This window comes from Chryseobacterium sp. HNCC26DJ238 (genome assembly GCF_057180465.1).
This window is the reverse complement of sequence record NZ_JBXUGI010000014.1, coordinates 1-16144: the sequence shown is the minus strand read 5'-3', so window position 1 is coordinate 16144 and position 16144 is coordinate 1. Positions and strand designations below refer to the sequence as shown.

The window sequence follows — 16144 nt, the reverse complement described above, 5'->3', positions numbered from 1 at the left end:
TATGAATGCTGCAAAAATAAAAGGTAGCTTACTGGAATATCTTGTACGTAGAATGCTTACAAATTGCGGGTTTAAAAAAGTATCTCCTGACGGAAAATACATATTTGAAGATAGAGGACTTAACTTTATTCATGGTAAGGGAGCTGCTCATGACGCTGATGTTTTAATGGATCCTCCAATTCAAATGCCTTTTTCATACCCTTCAAGAATAAACTTTGAATGCAAAGCTTATAATAAAAAAACAGGCTTAGGTATTGTTAGAAATGCGCTTGGATTGAGATATGATATTAATGAATTTGAAATATTAACTGATGAACAACTGCAATTGAGACATAATCTTAGAAGGCAGCAATTAGCGATAGCCAATAGAGTAAGATATAATTATCAAGTAGGTGTTGCTTCAGTAGAAGACTTTTCGAAGGATGCTTTTGAATTTGCCGCAAATAATAAGATTCCTTTAATATCTCTAAGATGGCTACTAGATTCGGCAACATGTGACTTATTTCATGAAATCACTGATGATTATCTTAGCAATATTTATAATGAACAACAACGGAGAAATCTTTTGTCATTTCTAAAAGGTAATGGAGGACTAGAAGAAATAATTAATGTAGAAAGTCATATTCAGACAATAATAAACTCTTTTGAGTTTTTTGAGCGAAGGGTATTAATTGGTTTGTTAGAAAGTGGTGATATGATTTTTTTATTATCGCAAGATCAAAATATCACATCTTTCTTACGTAACACAGGCTCATTGAAAGGTCAATATTATTATTACCCACAGGATGAATTAGATAATTGGGAACTAATAATCAATGGAGAAAAAGTTTTAAGATTTTATTTACCACAGAGAATTGTAAATATTTGGCGTAATGAGGAATATGACGCTGACGTAGCGGTAGGTATTAAAGAGCGCTGGTTTGTTAGAATGTTCATATTCTATAAAGATTTAGAAAGTACATATAGTTCATTTAAAATAGTAAATTTAGATCAACGTTGGATAAATGATGTAAGAAATTATAGATAATAAATATTTACTAATATATGGGAAATATACCATCTGCTTATCTTGACTTAAATATTTTTGATCGGATCGAAAAAATTGAAACATTAGAGAATGAAGTTAAAGCAAATTATCTCTTCTTAAGACAAAAAATTGAAAATAAACAACTCTTCACTGCGTATTCTAATGCACATATTAACGATCTGTTTAGGGGCTACCAAAAGAATCCAACTTATGTTGAGGGACATTTAAAAAATATTGAATACTTAACGAATAATAATTGCGTCTGTCAATATTGGAATCAAAGTAATGTAGTTTTTCACAAACGAAATATATTTGAATTTTTCAATGAAAAGAATAAAGAGTGGGAATTTGAGACAGAAACTTATGACGAGCTAATTTCAGATGAGCCTTTGCTGAGAATGCAGGCTGAACTAAAAAAATTTATACCATTACCGGAAAATTTCAAAAAAGGATATTCTGAACCAATTTTTGCTTTGATGTTTCCTTTATCTAAAGTATATGATAACCAATATTCCTTAGAAGCTGATTTATATGCTTTCCAGAATAAATTTAAATCTGATTATAGTTTATATAAAACGATTAAAAAATTTCTTGCTTTAAGCTTGAAAAAATTAAAAAATAATCAAGGGTTTACCGCCGCATTAAGAAATCAATTTAAAGACTTGCCTAAACATTTGGATTTAACAGACATTTATGATGTCTTTACTCCTAACACAAAAACAGGTAATAATGTAATGTATTCAAAAATATTAGAAACATTTTATAAATTTGATTTAGCAGGTTACAAAACAGATAGTAATTTCAATAATATGTTTGACGATTCTCTTCATACTTTTTACGCTGCTCATTTTGACTATTTCATCACAAACGATGAACGTTGTAGATACAAAGCAGAAAAGACTTATAATAAACTAGGAATATTAACACAAGTGATATCTTCTAACGAAATTTCTAAAATAAAAATTTGAAGAATACCAAGAAATATGTTTGGTGCCAAACTAGCATCTGGAAACAAAAATCTTTACAGATCAATAAGTGGAGTTTGAGGCATTCGAACCGGACTGCTGTGGCAGAAATTATCCGCTAAATTTTGCTACATTTTTCCGTTGTGATTACAGCATACTTGCAATTGAGTTAGAGTCTGTATATAATCTAACAAGAACTTATACCAAAACTATTGCTTTCTTACAATAAATTTATTTTTCTACAGCAAATAATTGAAAACTTCGACTATACAATTAAGGCCATGCTGTTTATTAACTTAACAATAAACTGGACTATCTTAAACATACTGATCGTGGTTAATGCAATATGCCTAGTTGATTTAAAGTGTTAGTAAGAATATAAATTATTTTTTTAAGCACTTAATGGTTTTTTCATTAAATTTAACACCTGCTGTTAATAAAATAACATATAATGAAAATCAATCGATTAAAAATAATCTTAGCTGAAAAAGGAAGAACGAGTAAATGGCTTGCAGAACAATTGGGCAAAAGTGAAGTGACAATTTCTCGCTGGTGTACCAACGAGATACAACCCTCGATGGAAATGTTTTTGGAAATTGCAAATAAATTAGATATTGATATTAAAGAATTAATTAACTCAAGTAAATAAAATGAGCTTATTACAACAAGGAGTCGACAAAGGTATTATCAGTATTTCTGAAGACGAAAAGACAATAAAATATATTAAACTTAATAAATCGAAAAATTATACTAACCCCGAAGAAAAGGTACAAGCTGAAACATACTTGAAATTAATTTTTGATTATGGTTACAAACCTGAGAGAATGAAAATGTTTGTGTCAGTTACTATGGGATCAGGTAAAAAGGAAGCGGATATTATAGTTTACAATGATGACGAACATTTGATACCGCACATTTTGGTAGAATGTAAACAACAAGAGGTAAGTGAACAAGAGTTTCTTCAAGCTGTTGAACAAGCCTATAGCTATGCCTATGCTTTACCTAATAATGTGAAATTTGTTTGGGTTACTTCAGGGATAAAGGATGAATATTTTGAAGTAGATAAACATAAGCATGCTCGTATTAATCAACCTGACATTCCACAATATGGAGTGAATAAAATGGCAAATTACAAGTATGTGTATGATGCTGATTCTATAAAAACTAGTGAAGGAAAACAAAAATTCTTCGAACTTCAAGTAATTGGGCAAAATGAATTAACACGTCGCTTTAAACAAGCGCATGATTCTTTGTGGGCTGGTGGACAACTTAATCCTTCTGAAGCATTTGATGAATTGGATAAACTAATTTTCTGTAAAATTTGGGATGAACGGAAAGATAGAGCTTCGGGAATGCCTTATCACTTTCAAATCATAACCAAAGATGCAGAAGAATATCCTGATGGAAGCAAAAGAAGACAAGCAGAAAACAAAGAATTAGCTGAGCGTATTAATGGGCTTTATGAAGAAGGTCGTAAAAAAGATCCAGAAGTGTTTCGTGATAACATTCGATTAACATCTGAAAAAATAAGAACTGTAGTTGGTTATTTGCAAGATATCAATCTCAGTGAAACCGATTTGGATGCGAAAGGTCGTGCTTTTGAAACTTTTATGGACTCATTCTTTAGAGGGAATTTTGGGCAATATTTCACACCACGTCCTATCGTAAAATTTGCAACAGATGTTCTGCCAATTACAAATGAATCTAAAGTTTTAGATACCTCATGTGGTTCAGGAGGTTTCTTGTTGTATGCTTTAAATAAAGTACGTGAGCAAGCGAATGAAATTTATCCTGATCATAAAATTAATCCTAAAAATAAACTCAAGCATTTCCGTTTTTGGCACGATTTCGCAGAAAAGAATCTTTTTGGAATCGAAATAAATGAGCAAATTTCTCGTGCAGCTAAAATGAATATGATTATTCATGATGATGGACATACCAATGTGATTACATCTGACGGTTTATTAGATGAAAAAGCAATTGAAAATGTAACTAAAAATCAAGGATTCAAATACAATTCATTCGATTGTATTGTAACCAATCCACCTTTTGGTAGTACAGTTAAAAAAACAGAAAAATCGTATTTAGGAATGTTTGATTTTGCAAAGAAATCACCAGATTGGTTAGACCCTAGAGAAACGAATACAATTACAACACGTGATTCTCAAAGTACAGAAGTCTTATTTATAGAACAATGTTATAATTTCTTAAAGCCTAAGGGATTTCTAGCGATTGTCATTCCAGATGGTATATTAACTAATAGTTCTTTACAATATATTCGTGATGGTATAGATGAAAAATTCCGTATTGTAGCTGTGGTTTCTATGCCTCAAACAGCTTTTGCAGCGACAGGGGCAGGAGTTAAAAGCTCTGTTCTATTTTTAATGAAAAATTCTATTTCTAAAACTGAAGATTGGCAAAGTAAAAAACTAAGTATTCAGCACAGTCTCAAACAGAAATTTGATTATATCAATACCATAAAAAAATGGGAGAAGGAAAAGAATGCTGATATTAAAGAATTAAAGGGTTTTATAAATCTAGATTCTACACTAAGCATTACAGAGCTTAAAAAAACAGAAGAATACAAAGCATGGAAAACAGAATTAAGTGCTTCATATACGGAACGAATTAATAATTTAAAGGAAGAATTGACAGAAGCCTATCAAACTGCCATAAAAGAATATTTACAAGCTAATTCATCAGAAAACTACGATATTTTCATGGCTATTGCTGAAGATATTGGATATGATGCAGCAGGCAAGCCAACAAGTAACAACGAACTAGATATTATTAGTGAAGAACTTACAAAATTTATTAATTCAATAGAGAGATTATGATTTTAAGAGGTATGTTAGACCATGTTTTTGGCCATCAGCTATGTTTTAGAGGATTTGCGAAAATTGGAGATTTAGCTAAGGTATCAGCTTCTGATGATAAGTATCAAAGAGAGCATGATGAGAACAGAATACAGGAAATTGTAAAGTATTATAAAGAATCTAATTATCGTTTTTTTTCTGAATTAACCCTATGTTGGAATATTTCTGAAGTCGATGTAGTAGGAAAAATTGTAAATGGGACAAAATATGCTTTTGAGAATGGTATTATTTACACACCAAAAAACACTGATTTCAAAGCGTATTTGAATTCAGACAAATTAAATAACCCTAGTTTAAGATCTATAAGTTTAGAAATTCCTGAATCATTTGACGATAAAATTTTTTCCAGAATTGATGGTAATCATAGATTATCCGCAATTGACTTCATTTTAAATTTAAAAGAAGAAGAAGAAAAAAGAGAATTTGAAGAATTATTAAATTATGTTGTACCATTTAATATTCTTATTCAATTTAAAGATGAAGAAGCCATAAAAAATGAAACTGCATATTTCCATTTAATTAATTCGAAAGCTGTACAACTAACATCTGAAGAAAATCTTAAGTCTCTATTTAAAAAAGATTTGTTTTCCGATGAAGAAGTCAATCAATTGATAAACTCTAATGCAAGCCTTGCCAGGGAATTATATTTTAGGTTTGAAGCGTATAATTACTTAGGATTAAAAGATATTATTGATTCAAATGTTAAGTCATTCATTTTAGAAGTAAGCGAATTAGATGGTATTACTTTGGATTTAGATAGGTTACAAAGTTCTTTACAATTAATCGACAATTTAGTTTTAGAGTTTAGAGAAAAGTCAATTATTGATCATAAAAATATTGTCTTGGCTTTAGTTTTTGCTCAGAATGAATTTGATGCGAACAAAAATAAAAAATTTAAGCAATGGATTTTTAATAATCATCTTAATGATATTACTGAAGTAAAACCTTTAACCTTAGTAAAAATTTTTGAATCAATTCACGCTAAAAGAACCTATAAAGTATTTGTTGCAATGCCATATTGGAGCCATGCAGAAGTAAATGAGTACAATGCGCTATTTAAGGAAATATGTAAGGAAGTAAGCACTAAAGTAAACACAAGCGTAGAGTTAATACCAATTATGCGTTTTAGTGGAAAAAGTCAGCGTATCGATAGTAGATTGATAAAATCGATTAAAGAATGTGATGTTTTTGTGGCTGATATTACAGGTTGTAATAAAAATGTGATTTTTGAAGTTGGTTTAGCTGAAGGAATGGACAAGCCAATGATTCTTATAAAAGATGAAAAAGATCCTAAAATACCTCCTTTTGATATGGATAAATTACAATATATCCCATATAATAAAGCTATTTACTACTCTGCAGTTAAAGGTATTGTTACAAGAAATTTAATAAGTTTATTAAAAGAAGATCTTAAAATTAGCTAAGCATGTACATCATACCACAACATTTAAATAACAACAAAGTTTTTGTAGTAAAACGATCAGAGATAGAGAATAGATGGGATTCTAAATTTTTTATTAATAAACTTAATTTTTTAAGCTCTTTCAAATATCCCTTAGTTCAAATAAAAAAACACTTTATTGTTAAAGATGGAGACCATGATAAATTACCCGAGGAAGAAATAGCGAAGGAAGGTAATGGTAAACGATATTTAAGAGCTCAAGATATTAAAAATGGAGAGATTTTAAGTCAAAGACCTATTTTCATTACTGAAAATTATTTTAATAAAATTAAAAGATGTCATATCTATCCAAATGATTTATTAATATCAATTATGGCTTCTTTAGGATTAAATGCAATTGTTCCTGAAAATTTTCCTATTTCTACTGCTAATAGAGCTGTTGGTATTTTACGAAATAAAACGAATAATCATTTGCTAACAAAATATCTTCAAATATTAATAGATACTGAGGTTGGATTTAGATTATTTGAAATTGAAAAGAAAGGTGGAATTCAAGAAAGATTAAACTTAAGTGATTTAGGAAATGTAAAAATCCCAATTCCTCCAAAAGACATTCAAGAACAAATTGTAGACACTTACGTTAATGCTTACAATCAAAAACAAACTAAAGAAGCAAAAGCCAAATTTTTACTTGATAGTATAGATACTTATTTATTAAACGAGTTAGGTATTATCTTACCCGAAAAAGACAATAGCCTAGAAGCTCGCATTTTTACAACACAATTTAGCGAAGTTAGCAGTAGTAGGTTAGATCCTGATTATAATTCTAAAATTGCTTACTTAATTTCGCAAACAGCAAATTATAAATTTGAAGAATTAAAATCATTCTTACTTAAAAATCCTCAATATGGAGCCAATGAAGAAGCAACAAAAATAGTTTCAGAAGATGATATTCGATATATTAGAATTACTGATATTGATGAAATTGGAGAACTGAAGACTGATAAAGCTAAAACTGCAAATAACACTGATGATAGATATCTATTAAATTTTAATGATATTCTTTTTGCTAGAAGTGGTTCAGTTGGCAAATGCTATATTCATAAAAACATTAATTATCCCGCAATATTTGCAGGTTATTTAATTCGTTTTGTCATAAATGATAAGTTAGTTAATCCTGATTTTCTATTTTATTATTGTAATTCTTCTATATATAAATTTTGGGTAACTGCAATTGAAAGACCAGCGGTTCAATCAAACATCAATTCAGAAGAATTTAAAAAAATGCCAATCCCACTTCCCCCATTAAAAAAACAAAACGAAATTACTACACATATACAAGGCATCCGTGCGCAAGCCAAAGCTTTACAACAAGAAGCAGAGCAAGTTTTGGCACATGCCAAACAACAAATAGAAATAATGATATTGGGATAAAATAATATTAAACATTTTCATAAAAATATAACCGTGTCCAAATCAAGATCAAAAAAAATAGCCGAGAAAACCATTTTTGCAGCACTATCCATATTACAAGACAATGGTGGAGAAATGCGTGGTAAAGAAATAGTAGACAAAATAAGAGACACGGTCTCTTTTGATGACTACGAGAAGCACAGATACGAAAAAACAGGATATATCCGTTGGGAATCTATATTGCATTTCTACACGATAGATTGTATGAAAGCGGGCTACCTAAGAAAACAGAAAGGCACTTGGATACTTACTGCGGAGGGAGAGAAAGCCCTTGATTTAGGTGCTGAAAGATTATTGAGCACTGCAACAAAATTATATAGAGAATGGGACGGAAAGAGGAAATCTGAAAGCCTAGAAGAAGATTTATCAACTGACAATGAAGAAGATGCTTTGCAAGTGCAAAAATCTGTAATCAGCCAGTACGAAGATGAAGCCTATATTGGGATTAGAAAATACATTATATCTAAAAACCCTTATGATTTTCAGGATTTGGTTGCAGAGTTACTAAAGGTCATGGGGTATTATATCTCGGATGTAGCGAAAAGAGGTCCAGATGGAGGTATTGATATTATTGCTTATACAGATCCTCTTGGCACGAGCCAACCCCGAATAATTGTACAAGTAAAGCATCGCCCTAATGATGCCGTTTCTAGCGATGAAATTCAAAAATTAGCAGGAACTCTAAAAAGAAATACCGATGTTGGAATTTTTGTGACATCCGGAACGTTTTCAAAGCCAGCAATTAAAGAAGCAAAAGATTCAAGAGAACATATAGAGCTTATCGATTTTGAACGATTTATTTCATTGTGGCAATCTTATTATCATAAATTAGATGATTCACAAAAACAACATTTGCCATTACATCCCATCTATTTTGTTGGAGAGTAGATTTGTAGAAAAAAAAGTTAAAAAAATACAGATGATCGAATCTTTATCCGTTGATGCAAATAATACGAACGAATTGCAACATGATGTTGTAAAAGTCAAAGATTTTTTAAGTAATTCTAAACTTAAAATTCCGATTTATCAGAGACCTTATAAGTGGAGCAAAAGACATGTTACACAATTAGTTGCTGATATAAAAACGTTTTGTAAAAAGCCGACTTATCGGTTTGGAACAATTGTTATTCATAATAATCAAGAAAAAAAATGTTTAGATATTGTGGATGGGCAACAACGTACCATTACTTTATTACTTATAATAAAAGCATTAGTTAAAGTATACGAAGACTATCCTCCTTCCGATATTAAAAAAGATATTCAAGCACTAGGAAGTAACTTAGTAAATTTTAAATTTTCAAATCCTTTATCTCAACAAAATATTTATATCAATTATAAGGAGCTATTACGTCTTGTAATTGATTTTGACGAAGAGATGATTAGATTTTTGCTCAATAATTGTGAGTTCATCGTTTTCAAGCTTAATGATGTTTCTGAAGCTTTCCAGTTTTTTGATTCTCAAAATGCTAGAGGAAAAGATCTCGATCCGCATGATTTATTAAAGGCTTTTCACTTAAGAGCTTTTGATGATTCAGATCAAGAGAAAAAATTTAAAATTGTTGATACTTGGGAAAATGCAGAAGATGAAGAAATGGCAAGATTATTTGCTCATTATCTTTATAGAATAAAAGGTTGGGCTAAAGCCCAATCCTCACGAGATTTTACAAAAAATGATATCTATCTTTTTAAAGGCATTGATATCAATGAGTTGAATAATTATCCTTTTTCCAAAAGTTTAAGAATTTTACATCACTATATAGATGAGTATAATGCTAGCTGTTATAGCAGGGTTAATCAACATCAAATGGATTATCCTTTCCAAATCAATGAAGCGATAATCAATGGTAGACGATTTTTTGAAATGATTGGACACTATTATCTGGTCTTCAAAACTAAAATAAAAGATATTGAAAACAATCCTATTCTGAACGAGAAGAATAGAGAAATAATAGAAGTATTAAATAGTTACGAAGGTAGAAACCGAACGGGAGATCAATATACAAGGCTATTGTTTGATACGATATTGATTTTCTATGTTGATAAATTTGGGGAAGAGTCGTTAAATACAGCTATACAATTTTTTTTTATTTGGAGTTACAATTTAAGATTAGATTATCAAAGTTTACAATTTCCATCAGTTGATAATTATGTTTTAGATAATAATTTTTTTAAAAAAATAAATGATTCTTTTACACCTCAACACATTTTTGATTCTACATTAGAAATTACTCCAAACCCTTTTGAATCTTCTAAAACCAGTGAGATATTAGATTTATTCAAAAGCCTAAATTATTTATAGTATGAGTACGGAAGATATTAAGGCGTTTAGCTTAGGTAAGATTTTTGGATCGGGTAAATATCTAATTCCACTTTATCAACGTAATTATGCGTGGAAGGAAGGTCAAATACTCCAACTTATTCATGATATATTCGATTCTTCTAAAAGTAAAAATGAACAGAAATATTACATTGGTACTTTAGTTGTTTTTAAAAAAGAGCAAGAGTCTGGACTATATGAAACCATTGATGGGCAACAAAGATTAACAACGTTGAACATTTTGTATTCGGTATTAAAGAATGTATATCATTTAGAAACCGAATTAGCAGATTTCAAAAGTATTATTCTTGATTTTGAAAATAGAAGGCTTTCATCTAAAGCTTTAGATTTGGTATACGAAGGGAAATTTAACACTACTGTTAATTACAATACTTCAATAGAAAGTGCTTATCACATCATAGAAAAAGAATTGAAGACTCTTTTTGGCGAGTATCAAAATACCTCTGATGAATTTTTGAAGTTTATTTCATACCTGAATGAGAATGTGATTATTTTGAAAGTTAATGTACCACAAGGAACGGATTTAAATCATTATTTTGAAATCATGAATAATCGGGGTGAACAACTTGAGAAACATGAAGTTCTAAAATCTTTTCTCTTAAGCTATCTTGACCAGATTGAGGATAATATAGATTGTGAAAAATCCAAAGTATTATTCAATACTATTTGGGAAGGGTGCTCACAAATGGAGCGCTATATACAATATGGATTTAGTAAAAACCAAAGATCAAAAATATTTAGTAACACCTGGGACAGACTCATTGTTTCTTCTTTTGATGAAGTTTTGCAACATGTAGATTTCGATGAAAAAACATTAGACAGTTTAAGTAATCAATTAGAAAATGAAGATGATGGTTTTTCAATAGATGCAATAATCAGTGATAACAGCTATAGTACGATTCTTAAAGAAGGAACAACGGAAACTTCAGAACGTTTTAATTCACTAATAAATTTTCAAAACTTTATCTTACATTGCTTACTCATTCAAACTAAAAATGAAGATGCAACATTAGATGATAAAAAACTTATTACAAATTTTGACTTTCTAAAGAATTTAAAAGCAAAAGACCAAATTGAATTTGTCAAAAACTTTTCTTTTACTGTTTTGAAAACAAAATATTTATTGGATCATTATGTGATAAAACGAGAATTTCTTAATAATAAGGACTCTTGGAGCTTAAAGAGATTATATTATTATAATAATAAGTCACAGAGTTATATTAATACGTTTGGAAATTCTGACGAAGACAACTCTGTTGAAGTTAATTTTGATACCAAAGATTTGATTTGGTTATTGAGTATGTTTCACACAGTAGCACCAAACATGATGTATAAACACTGGTTAAATGCAACTTTAAATTATCTTTACGATAATTACTCAAATGAAGATATTTCCTCAAAAAAGTATATGGAATTTCTTCGTAATCTTGCTAAAAATTTTGTCTTTAATAGGTTTTTATCTTCAAAACCTAAGGGATACTATGAACTTATCTATCAGAGTCCATCAGAAATCAATGTCCAAAATTTGGATTGGTCAAAAGTGAGATATGAAAGTTTAGAAAATAATCTAGTTTTTAATTATATTGATTACTTACTTATTCATAAAGAATTACAGGAGAAAAGTGGAATTAGAGGATATTTTAGTTTTATTTCCAATTTTGATTTTACATTTAGAAGTTCTGTAGAGCATTATTATCCTCAAAATCCGAAAGATAGTGATGATAAATTAGATGAAAAATTTCTACATTCTATAGGAAATTTAACCTTGATAAGCCATAGTAAAAATTCTGCAATGAACAATTATCAACCCAAGGCAAAAAAGGAACATTACAAAAATGGCTCAACCGCTGATAGTGTTAAACAGTATTTAATGTTTAATAAATATCCAGATTTATCTTGGGGAATAAATGAAATAAAAGAACATGAGGATGAAATAATCTCTTTACTTAAAGAGAAAATATGAATTGTTAAAGTTACAATTTTAAAGTTTTTCTGTATGTGAGTCTGTTTCAATTTGCTATATGTATATTAAAAATTCTGTAGATTTGTAATACAATATATGATTTAGAAAAAAAATATCACGATAAATACTACTATTGTATTATTTGCTTCTGTAATTATCCCGAATTACTGATGTTTTATTTATTGATCAGCTTTTCAATCCTTTCCATCATGTCATCCTTTTCTTTCAGCATTCTTTCGTAGAGCGAAATTTTTTGGTCGTGCAATTCGATCAGTTTATCGAGAGAGTTGTAATTATTAACCATTCCTGATAAAATCCCTGGAGGGCTACCTATCAAATTATGCCTATTGATAAATGTACTGGAAATTATATTCACAGCCTGTTCTCCATCAAAATTTCGAAAAACTTCTGCAGGAACCTGTAATACTCCGGAAATCTTTTCCAGCATGCGATCCTCAATGACTTCTCTTTGTTCAATTAACGAAACTTTCTTCTGGCTCCAATCATCGCCAAGATCCCAAGCCAGGGCCTCCTGCTTGATTCCCAGCATTTCCCTGAAGCGTTTTATGTTTTTTCCCTGATGTATTTTCTGTTCCATATTATTGGTAATAAAAAATCCTACAAATCTGTTTATACTCTTTTATTTAGTGAGTGTCCATAGCCTAAAACCTGCGGGTTAACAGGTGCCATCGTTATTTTTCTTAAGCTATCAAATGATTAATTAGATATTGGCTTTTTCTGCTCTGTATTTTATTTTGGCCGTCAAGTTGTGAAAATTCCGGTTGTGAAGAACAAATCTGCGTTCTTTTGAAATTCCGATTTTGACAAGTTGCACCAACATACTGAGCAACGATTGATAAGCTCACTCAAGGTAGTGAGAACATGTAACGATCAACTCGTTGTTTTTTGAAAAGTTTTAGTTTTCCGGTTGAAATCTAAGCATTGGCACATGTTTTTTTTGAACTATCTCAAAACCAATGTTATAACTTAGATAGCAAATATAAGCATTTTTATTTAATGTAGGTTAATTCGACTACAAAAATTTCTTTAAATCTTATCAATTTGTCTATTCAATGTTGACTGCAATGGATAAATTAGAATTTAGAATAGCTTTTGGGAAAAGAATAAAGATTTTTAGAAAAAAGCTTAATTTGAGTTATAGAGAGTTGGCTCAAAAGTGTGATGTTGATCATAGTAATATTAGTAAAATAGAAAAAGGGGAAGTAGATCTTAGAATCTCTACTATTCAAGAGTTAGCCAAAGGGTTAGATGTACATCCACAGGAGCTATTTGATTTTAAATTAAATTAGGAAAAATTACTCTTGGACAATAGCAAAAGTCACAATTAGTATGTTTTAAGTGGTTGATTTATTATTATATATTATTTTTACTATGGTGCTAAAGCTTACACATATATCAATTTTTATTTTCTTATAGCACAGATCGGTCTTAAATCTTTAAAAGTATAAGTGAAATTTATTGAATAACAATTCACTTTAATTTGTATTAATTGTGGGCTTAAGACAAAATATTATTAAAAATAAACTTTTAATGCGTATTCTCCTTTTTTGTTTTATTGTTCTTTAGTTATACGAATAATTAAAATAATCTATTCAGAAAAGATATAAAGGCAACGAAAACAGCTGCAAAAACTAAAAATACCGAAGAATCCTGTGGGATTCTACTAATAAATTAAGAGGTTCTGTAGAGCCTTCCGAATACAAGCACGTGGTATTGAGCTTGATTCTCCTCAAGCTTGCGAATGACAAATCTTTGAGATAAAGACTGGCACTACAGTTTTTCGGGTGTTAATTAGTATTCAACTATAATAAAATATTACCTCTTGGTAACTCCTTTCTTTCCTCATGGATTCGCCATTCAATTCGAGTCTGTTAGATTAATGAATCAAACACCGAACAAATGATAAAACATAATAACATATTGACAATTTTGCTTTGTAACTTCATATTGATTTCCTGTGGACAGACAGAAACTAAAATAAATGCTGATGAAGTTACAGTGAATGAACAAGTTGAGAAGAATTACAAAAAAGTAATTTCTGACTCAACAAACAATCTGACGGCTACAGTTAAAAATTTAGAATTTGAATATACTGCTTGGGGTTGTGCCTGTCCACAATGGATCCAATCTAAAGACAATGCAAATAGTGACACAACAAAAAATTACTTAAACTGCACTTTTACATTGAACCTGCCGACAAGACTTTAGAACTGCCAATATATTTTGATGCATCTAGACACAGAATTAAAGTTACAGGACAATTTTATGAAAAAGAAGATTATCCACAAGGAACTATTGAAACGGAAGAACCAATGCCGAAAGCGAAAATTTTCAGATACACAAAGCTTGAAGTAATTAACAATCCAAATTTCAAAGCTGAGAGCAAAGTCGAAACATTGACATTGATCTATAATGTGATTTCTTGCACCTGTGCTCAATGGAGTGAAACCCGAAAAACCGAAAACACTGACAGAAAACAAAATTATTGGTTAGAACCTGCTGATGAAAAGCTGATTGATGCTGACTCACTTTTCAACGGAGAAAATCTGCCCATAATTATCAAAGTAACAGGACAGGTTGTAACTGAAAACGGATTCCCTAAAAGAGAATTGGCAAAGGTTGGACACGACGAAGCAGGAAAAGTATTCAGATATTCTATCATTGAAATCATACAAAACGGACAAAAGAAAAATGGCAGGTAACGTGGGTTGGCAATATGGAGGCTGAAGTGCTTCTATGAAACATTTCTATAAAGATCAATGCAGCAAAATACTCAGTACAAAAGATATCTGAAAATCTGTAATTATTTATCTGAGGTACTCTAAAACATTCTTCTTCTCTAAAGTAAAGCTTTTCTTCCCTACAGTTTCGATTGTTATTGATGAACTGCTGTCAAGTATTTTCTTAACTTCACAAAATGTTTCTGAATTGACTTTCGAAATATCTAAATGATTAATTTTCACAATTTTGTCTTTCAGATTTAATGAAGATAATTGAGGGATTTTTAGTTTATTGATGATGACAAGGTCATCTTTCATTGGCGCAAGAGTAACTCCAAAAGTTGAATATTCAGGTTTTTTTCCGTTGGATTGCAGAATAATTTTTTTGTGGATGAAATCAAGCTGAACCTCATAGTTTTCCATAAACCTGGTTCCCAGAAGATTTCTTGCATCCGGGCTGCTATCTACCATCTGAGCTCCTATTTCAGCATTATTGATCTGCACCTCCATTAAATCAACATACCTTTCTCCTGTACTTACACTACTGATTGATTGAGCTAACAACCCTTCAAATGTTAGAAACTGATCGTCTTTGATTTTGTTATAGGAATTTTGATCAAGCGTAAATCCCATTCCTGATCCTGTATCAAAAATATACTCCAGGTTCTGATTTCTTATCTTAACATTTATTTTAGGGACACCTGTAAAATCCTCCTCAGAAAATGGAATCTGTAACGAATTTGCTGAGTTTAAATCACCAATCTGATCCGACACTGTCATTTTCCTGTTTTTAAAATCAATTTTCCAGATTTTACCTTTCATCATATTGGCTCCAAAAATCCCGCTTATTTTCCTACATGCACGAGAACTCATCCAGTTGACATCAGCAAAGGAAAATTTAACATCGTTTAAATCCATATCAGATATTTGCAGTTTGTTTGTGGAGAAAACATCCATCCTGGATTTGGCATTATTTGCGTCTGTCCCTTCAAATATTATATTCGTCTTTTTTGCGTTGATCTTATCCTGCAAATCTGCTGAAATAATGGTGAATGCTCCGGAATCAAAAATAAAATGATGCTGGTCATTTTTAATTTTTACTGCTATCACAATTTTTCCGTCAATCAATTCAAAAGGAATCGTTGCCGCATTAAAAAATAAAGGAAAAAGTAAGAAGAAAATCGTCAAACAGTGTATTGCAGGATTTTTCATTTTTTGATTTTTGTTAAAAACAAATATAGGATATAAAAAAGAATCCGTCTCACAACTAAAACTGACGCGGATTTTTTATTTCAGTAGAATCTTCATTATTTTGAAAAATAGAAAAAGTTGTTCTCTTCAGGCAACTTTCTTTCTTAA

Annotated in this window: 15 protein-coding genes; 13 read left to right on the top strand and 2 right to left on the bottom strand. The window is 30.3% G+C overall.

The features are described from left to right. The first annotated feature begins 1 nt into the window (after position 1). The 9 genes from AC2A07_RS13795 to AC2A07_RS13755 all read left to right on the top strand — a co-directional run bounded on the left by AC2A07_RS13795 (position 2) and on the right by AC2A07_RS13755 (position 12044). On the top strand, positions 2 to 1027 hold the full coding sequence (locus AC2A07_RS13795; RefSeq protein ID WP_484050899.1) for a hypothetical protein: 1026 nt from the start codon (positions 2 to 4) through the stop codon (positions 1025 to 1027). A 17-nt stretch (positions 1028 to 1044) separates the two neighbouring features. Then, positions 1045 to 1995 (top strand): hypothetical protein, encoded by a 951-nt coding sequence (locus AC2A07_RS13790; RefSeq protein ID WP_484050898.1) that lies wholly within the window; start codon positions 1045 to 1047, stop codon positions 1993 to 1995. A 448-nt stretch (positions 1996 to 2443) separates the two neighbouring features. Next, a complete protein-coding gene (locus AC2A07_RS13785; RefSeq protein WP_484050897.1) occupies positions 2444 to 2641 on the top strand; it encodes a helix-turn-helix transcriptional regulator in 198 nt (65 codons plus the stop codon). Position 2642: 1 nt separating this feature from the next. Beyond that, complete coding sequence (locus AC2A07_RS13780; RefSeq protein ID WP_484050896.1) at positions 2643 to 4829, top strand: type I restriction-modification system subunit M; 2187 nt, start codon at positions 2643 to 2645, stop codon at positions 4827 to 4829. Then, a complete protein-coding gene (locus AC2A07_RS13775; protein ID WP_484050895.1) occupies positions 4826 to 6292 on the top strand; it encodes a nucleoside 2-deoxyribosyltransferase in 1467 nt (488 codons plus the stop codon). Before AC2A07_RS13780 ends, AC2A07_RS13775 begins: the two co-directional genes overlap by 4 nt. Positions 6293 to 6294: 2 nt before the next feature. Next, complete coding sequence (locus tag AC2A07_RS13770; RefSeq protein ID WP_484050894.1) at positions 6295 to 7704, top strand: restriction endonuclease subunit S; 1410 nt, start codon at positions 6295 to 6297, stop codon at positions 7702 to 7704. 33 nt (positions 7705 to 7737) lie between these two features. Continuing rightward, positions 7738 to 8631: a restriction endonuclease gene (locus AC2A07_RS13765; RefSeq protein ID WP_484050893.1), complete on the top strand. Its 894-nt coding sequence runs from the start codon at positions 7738 to 7740 to the stop codon at positions 8629 to 8631. 31 nt (positions 8632 to 8662) lie between these two features. Beyond that, positions 8663 to 10042, top strand: coding sequence for a DUF262 domain-containing protein (locus tag AC2A07_RS13760; RefSeq protein ID WP_484050892.1), 1380 nt, complete (start codon positions 8663 to 8665; stop codon positions 10040 to 10042). Between the two features lies 1 nt (position 10043). After that, the gene (locus tag AC2A07_RS13755; protein WP_484050891.1) at positions 10044 to 12044 is read left to right on the top strand and encodes a DUF262 domain-containing protein; all 2001 of its coding nucleotides are present in this window, start codon (positions 10044 to 10046) and stop codon (positions 12042 to 12044) included. Between the two features lie 175 nt (positions 12045 to 12219). Here AC2A07_RS13755 and AC2A07_RS13750 read toward each other — a convergent pair whose 3' ends face one another. Then, a complete protein-coding gene (locus AC2A07_RS13750) occupies positions 12220 to 12642 on the bottom strand; it encodes an XRE family transcriptional regulator (RefSeq protein ID WP_484050890.1) in 423 nt (140 codons plus the stop codon). A gap of 487 nt (positions 12643 to 13129) precedes the next feature. Here AC2A07_RS13750 and AC2A07_RS13745 point away from each other — a divergent pair, with 487 nt between their 5' ends. From AC2A07_RS13745 to AC2A07_RS13730, 4 genes are all read left to right on the top strand, one after another. After that, positions 13130 to 13354 carry a helix-turn-helix domain-containing protein gene (locus AC2A07_RS13745; RefSeq protein WP_484050889.1) on the top strand — a complete coding sequence of 75 codons (225 nt, stop codon included), beginning with the start codon at positions 13130 to 13132 and terminating at the stop codon, positions 13352 to 13354. A gap of 358 nt (positions 13355 to 13712) precedes the next feature. Then, positions 13713 to 13826 carry a type I restriction-modification system subunit M N-terminal domain-containing protein gene (locus AC2A07_RS13740; RefSeq protein ID WP_484050992.1) on the top strand — a complete coding sequence of 38 codons (114 nt, stop codon included), beginning with the start codon at positions 13713 to 13715 and terminating at the stop codon, positions 13824 to 13826. A gap of 138 nt (positions 13827 to 13964) precedes the next feature. Further along, a complete protein-coding gene (locus tag AC2A07_RS13735) occupies positions 13965 to 14273 on the top strand; it encodes a hypothetical protein (RefSeq protein ID WP_484050888.1) in 309 nt (102 codons plus the stop codon). A gap of 104 nt (positions 14274 to 14377) precedes the next feature. Beyond that, entirely contained in the window at positions 14378 to 14767 is a 390-nt protein-coding gene (locus tag AC2A07_RS13730; protein ID WP_484050887.1) for a hypothetical protein, read from the top strand. Positions 14768 to 14872: 105 nt separating this feature from the next. On the opposite strand, the gene AC2A07_RS13725 is transcribed toward AC2A07_RS13730, so the two are convergent. After that, on the bottom strand, positions 14873 to 15997 hold the full coding sequence (locus AC2A07_RS13725; protein ID WP_484050886.1) for a pepsin/retropepsin-like aspartic protease family protein: 1125 nt from the start codon (positions 15995 to 15997) through the stop codon (positions 14873 to 14875). Positions 15998 to 16144: the final 147 nt, after the last annotated feature.